We start from the raw sequence: 4363 nt of genomic DNA, 5'->3' as shown, positions 1-4363 counted from the left end.
GGGAGGTGGTGGGTAGGGGTTACAGGTTGAGCATGAAAGCTGGTAAATATACTTCGAGGTCATTATTAACTTTGTGCTGAACTTTATCGATGATAGACGAATCTTCATTATCAAACCAAATCAGATAGTTATTATCGTCCTCTCGGTGATGTCGTGGTTGAACTACTACAGCATCCGCATAGCTAATCCCCAATGCGTGTCCTATTTCTAAAACGGTTCTGTCAGTGCTTGAATCCAAAATGGTTAGGGTGATTCCGGTGATACCTTTTTCTTTCCACCCTCTCAGAAATCCTGACCACAGATTGGCCTTCAGATTTGATGAATCCTTAAACTTCTCTGCGTTCCATACGAGAAACTGAGTAGGTTTATCGTTGTAGGAAATGCAAACCTCAGCCAGTCTTGTATCCAATAGAGCAGCTTTAAAATCTAGCTCATTACTTGGGTCAAAAGTAATTGTAGGCTTACGTTCAGGCATCTTGGTTACCGAGTCCAGTAAACGATTTATTACAGCATCAGGGGTATCAAAACCTTTAGCTAACTCAGACAAGCGTTCGTATGTTTTTTGCGATACATCTATTTTCATAATTATCCTTTCAATCAACTATGGAGTGAATACAATCATATATGATTTAGATATGATTTCAATGGCTAATTTCTGAATTGCCTAAAAAAGTATCGCTATTCTTAACCGAATCATTCTAAAAATTAGACTCATATTAACTCTATGATGCTGATAATAATGGAGTTAATTATGATTAAGCTAACTACCCTTCAACAAATCACAACACTACCAATCACCACCACCTTACAAGAACAAATCCTATCCATAATCAGTGAACCATTTCACGATGAAGCAGAAACCCAACAGGCATGGGATGAGCTGCAATGTGAACTCTGGTTCCTCACATCAAAATCCGAACTCTCTGCCGTAGTCGTCGACGATATCGAACTGCTAAAACGAGCACTGACCTATACCGAATTCGAAGACGATCTGGACGACGGCGCAGTACTCACCCTGAGCATTGTCGAGGACAGTGGCAAGGGTATCTACATGCTGATGCCTAAGACACTACTCACCGAATTACGCCAATACTTCTCCGTCGAGAATGACTAAGGAGGCAGTGATGCAATCCCGAAAATTCAAATTCAATAAGCGCCAACTCGACTCACTACCACCGACGTCGCCGTCGAGCAAAAGTAAGGAAACGGAATATACAGATGAGTTGTGTAGCGGACTCAAGCTGATAATTAACCGTCGAGGCAGGAAGCGTTTCTTGTTTAGATACACCTATTTTTCGATCAAAAAATCTATACAACTCGGAGAATATCCAGCGCTAGACATCAACACTGCCCGACAGATAGCGAATGACCATAAACGGGAAATCGCTCTCGGTAATGACCCCAAGGCTATTCGTGATGAGAAGCGCAACGTCCTTACATTCCAAGAGTTCTCAGAGCTGCATTACTTACCCTACGCAATGATGAATAAGCTTACTGCTAAAAGTGATGCGGGTAGTCTCAAGCTTCATTTCTATCCGAAATGGGGCAAGAAACCTCTCACTGATATCGGTCAGCATGACATTCAGAAATTGTTGGACGGGTTACTAGAAGGTAGGAAACCTGCAACGGTGAACCGTCTACGTTCCTTAGTCCTTCGCATGTTCAGACTGGCAATGGAATGGGGGTATGTCGACTCTAATCCCGGTCAGTACATCAGGAAGCTTAAGGAAAACAACGTAAGACAGCGATTTCTGTCACGGGCTGAGGTTTCATCCTTCATCAAGGCATGTAACGAAGAACCCAATCGCACCCAAGCCAATGCATTGAAATTTGCGCTACTAACAGGGATGCGCATAGGTGAAATTACTGGCTCAAAATGGGAGTGCCTTACCGTCGACGACGACGGCAATTGGAGCCTATTTCTACCCCACACTAAGTCGGGACTGTCGAGAACGGTCCTGCTCAACCACCTCGCTAAGGAAGTCATAAATGATCAACGTCGATTCCAACAACCGAAGAACCCCTATATCTTTGCCGGAGATGCACCCGGTAGACCTATCGCTCATCCGAAGAAGGCATTTGCTCGGATTAAAGCTGCCGCTGGTATAACCGATAATTTTCGTATTCATGACCTCAGACATAGTTTTGCTTCAATTTTAATCAACAGCGGAAATGCCACGCTCTACGATGTTCAGCATTTGTTAGGGCATCAGTCACCGCAGACCTCGACCCGTTATGCTCATTTGGCTTCGAGTAGGTTAAGAGAGGTTAGTGCTAATGTCGCTGAGTTGGTTAGAGATGTGAGTAACGGGTAGTCAAAAGCAGTGAGTATGTTGCTCGCTGCTTTTTTTAATGCATTTTGTATGGCTATCAAAAGAAAAGATAGATGGTACACCGCTATCAAGATGAATAATTTACTGGAAAGATTACAAATAAAAACAGTTATTATCCGGGTTGCATTGTCTTTGAGACTATTTAGTTTAACTATATTGTGAACGATATGAATTTTACATTCTGAGTGGTAGCATAACTAGTTGAAATAAATTTATAGGTCATAACAACGATACCTGGGTGAGAATAACATATGGAAAATGGGCTAATTACTTTTTTTGAAATTGATGAGTGTGGGTTCTATAGAAGTCAAAAGCTAGGTGATTCAAATAAGCGTACTCAAGTACATGTAAAAGGCGATCTAAAAGATGCCTTAGAGAAAGTTACAGAGTGGGCTAGACAAAGAGACCTTTCTGAAACACTTCCTTTTGACTCAGCATCACACCCACATCGTCCTCATGTTTACTTCAAGGATAGTGACCTCTCACCCGAAAATGGAGACCAATTAATTGTTTTTTGTAAAGCATTTACCAATGATGAAGGCAAGCTAAGTGGATTTGTCCAGGATGCTAAAGTTGGAAGTTCAAGTGGTGATGTCATCCAAGTTGAAAAAAATGCGGAAGGAAAAAAACTAATATACGGTGCACCGATGTATTTTTGGTATATTCCTGAAAAGAACCTAATCGCTTCAATTAAGTTTCCACATTCAATCGTAAGTACAGAAGATATGTGTTGGTATATTAAAAGAAGCATTGAGAATTTCATCCCTGATGATAATAAAGTTGTTCATAACTCAACGAGATATAATCAATTTGCCAATGCAGATATTGATTATAAAAATGTCACCTACAAGTCTCCATGTGGTAACTACTCAATGAAGTTTTCATTTAAAACCAAAATGAAAGAACTAACTGTTGATGATATATCCCCTGAACACTTAGCACCGTATATCACGCACTTGGTTATAAGAGAAACCATCTCATCAGAGAAAAAAATCGAATCAAACCCAGCTCTAACTCTATGGAACAAAGTTAACAAAAAACGTATTTCAACAAAAGCCAAAAAGCATGTTGAAATAATTGAAGAAGCAACTGTTACAGCTGAAGAGCTAAGAGATATTCTTACTGTATATAATGACGAGAATAATAGTAGTGATAATTCTAATGGTTTCGCTTGGAATGATATTGGCTTTAGAACGAATGATGAAGACACTACAAAGTGGTTCAGTAACTATGTTGACCGAAGAAAAATCACACTAGATCCAACCCAAAGAATAGGTGGTAGTTACTATTCTGCAAAGATAGTTATGAATACATTACAAGATGCACGAGACTCCCTGCTAAACTTTTCAAAAACTGGAGCAGCTGAGCAGTACAATCAAAAGTATGGGGGCTAAAATGAAGCTGAAAGATATTCTCATTCAGGTAGCGTTCTTACTAATAAGCGTTGCTTTTGCATATTTAGGTAGTGAGTTTATAACGCTAGAAAATTTGAAAAATGTGATTGTAACATTGCAGAATGTCTCTGCAGCTGTGTTTACTCTAGCAGGGATATGGGTTGCTTATAGTTATCCAGAGGCTATTTCACGATTTACTAACCCCGAGAAGTTTAGCTTAATAAAAGGTGTTGAGCAAACTAATAGAATACGAAGTCTAGTTTTAACAATATTTTCATCAGCCTTGGTATTGGTTGGGATAGTTATATTTAATTTAATTACTCCATATGTCCAATACTTACTTAAAGATAGTAGCTATTACTCCATTATTAGAACTGTAGGAATTACTACGATTAACTATTTAGCATTAATTCAATTGCAAGCTATTATTAGAATAATGAGCAATAACCTAGAATTTATTTACAGCCTAATGAAAGTTAAGGCTGAGAACGAAGCTCATGATGATTTAAGCAAATAACAACATCAGCATAGTTCAAATCATGAGATGAGTTACTAGATTAATTTATTTGAACCAAAAAAAGTTCTTCCCGACTTCAAATCCCCCATCGAGAGTTATATGGGTTTCCGTGCCCCTCT

General features: G+C 39.3%; 5 protein-coding genes. 4 read left to right on the top strand and 1 reads right to left on the bottom strand.

What is annotated here, in order from left to right; all coding sequences use genetic code 11:
- Nucleotides 1-19: 19 nt before the first annotated feature.
- Nucleotides 20-583, bottom strand: a complete 564-nt coding sequence (locus tag SU60_RS06665; protein WP_041154829.1) for a hypothetical protein — start codon at nucleotides 581-583, stop codon at nucleotides 20-22.
- A 168-nt stretch (nucleotides 584-751) separates the two neighbouring features.
- Here SU60_RS06665 and SU60_RS06660 point away from each other — a divergent pair, with 168 nt between their 5' ends.
- The 4 genes from SU60_RS06660 to SU60_RS06645 all read left to right on the top strand — a co-directional run bounded on the left by SU60_RS06660 (nucleotide 752) and on the right by SU60_RS06645 (nucleotide 4244).
- On the top strand, nucleotides 752-1114 hold the full coding sequence (locus tag SU60_RS06660; RefSeq protein WP_170875019.1) for a hypothetical protein: 363 nt from the start codon (nucleotides 752-754) through the stop codon (nucleotides 1112-1114).
- A gap of 10 nt (nucleotides 1115-1124) precedes the next feature.
- A complete protein-coding gene (locus SU60_RS06655) occupies nucleotides 1125-2315 on the top strand; it encodes a site-specific integrase (RefSeq protein ID WP_209419684.1) in 1191 nt (396 codons plus the stop codon).
- Between the two features lie 269 nt (nucleotides 2316-2584).
- Nucleotides 2585-3727, top strand: a complete 1143-nt coding sequence (locus SU60_RS06650; RefSeq protein WP_041154826.1) for a hypothetical protein — start codon at nucleotides 2585-2587, stop codon at nucleotides 3725-3727.
- Nucleotide 3728: 1 nt separating this feature from the next.
- Complete coding sequence (locus SU60_RS06645) at nucleotides 3729-4244, top strand: hypothetical protein (RefSeq protein WP_041154825.1); 516 nt, start codon at nucleotides 3729-3731, stop codon at nucleotides 4242-4244.
- Nucleotides 4245-4363: the final 119 nt, after the last annotated feature.

Source organism: Vibrio mytili (genome assembly GCF_000830505.1).
GTDB lineage: Bacteria > Pseudomonadota > Gammaproteobacteria > Enterobacterales > Vibrionaceae > Vibrio > Vibrio mytili.
The sequence above is the reverse complement of the archived record's forward strand: the minus strand, read 5'-3'. Positions and strand labels throughout refer to the sequence as shown.

Coding starts and splice junctions, on each gene's coding strand:
- SU60_RS06665 (WP_041154829.1), bottom strand. CDS start 583: ATGAAAATAGATGTATCGCAAAAAACATACGAACGCTTGTCTGAGTTA.
- SU60_RS06650 (WP_041154826.1), top strand. CDS start 2,585: ATGGAAAATGGGCTAATTACTTTTTTTGAAATTGATGAGTGTGGGTTC.
- SU60_RS06660 (WP_170875019.1), top strand. CDS start 752: ATGATTAAGCTAACTACCCTTCAACAAATCACAACACTACCAATCACC.
- SU60_RS06645 (WP_041154825.1), top strand. CDS start 3,729: ATGAAGCTGAAAGATATTCTCATTCAGGTAGCGTTCTTACTAATAAGC.
- SU60_RS06655 (WP_209419684.1), top strand. CDS start 1,125: ATGCAATCCCGAAAATTCAAATTCAATAAGCGCCAACTCGACTCACTA.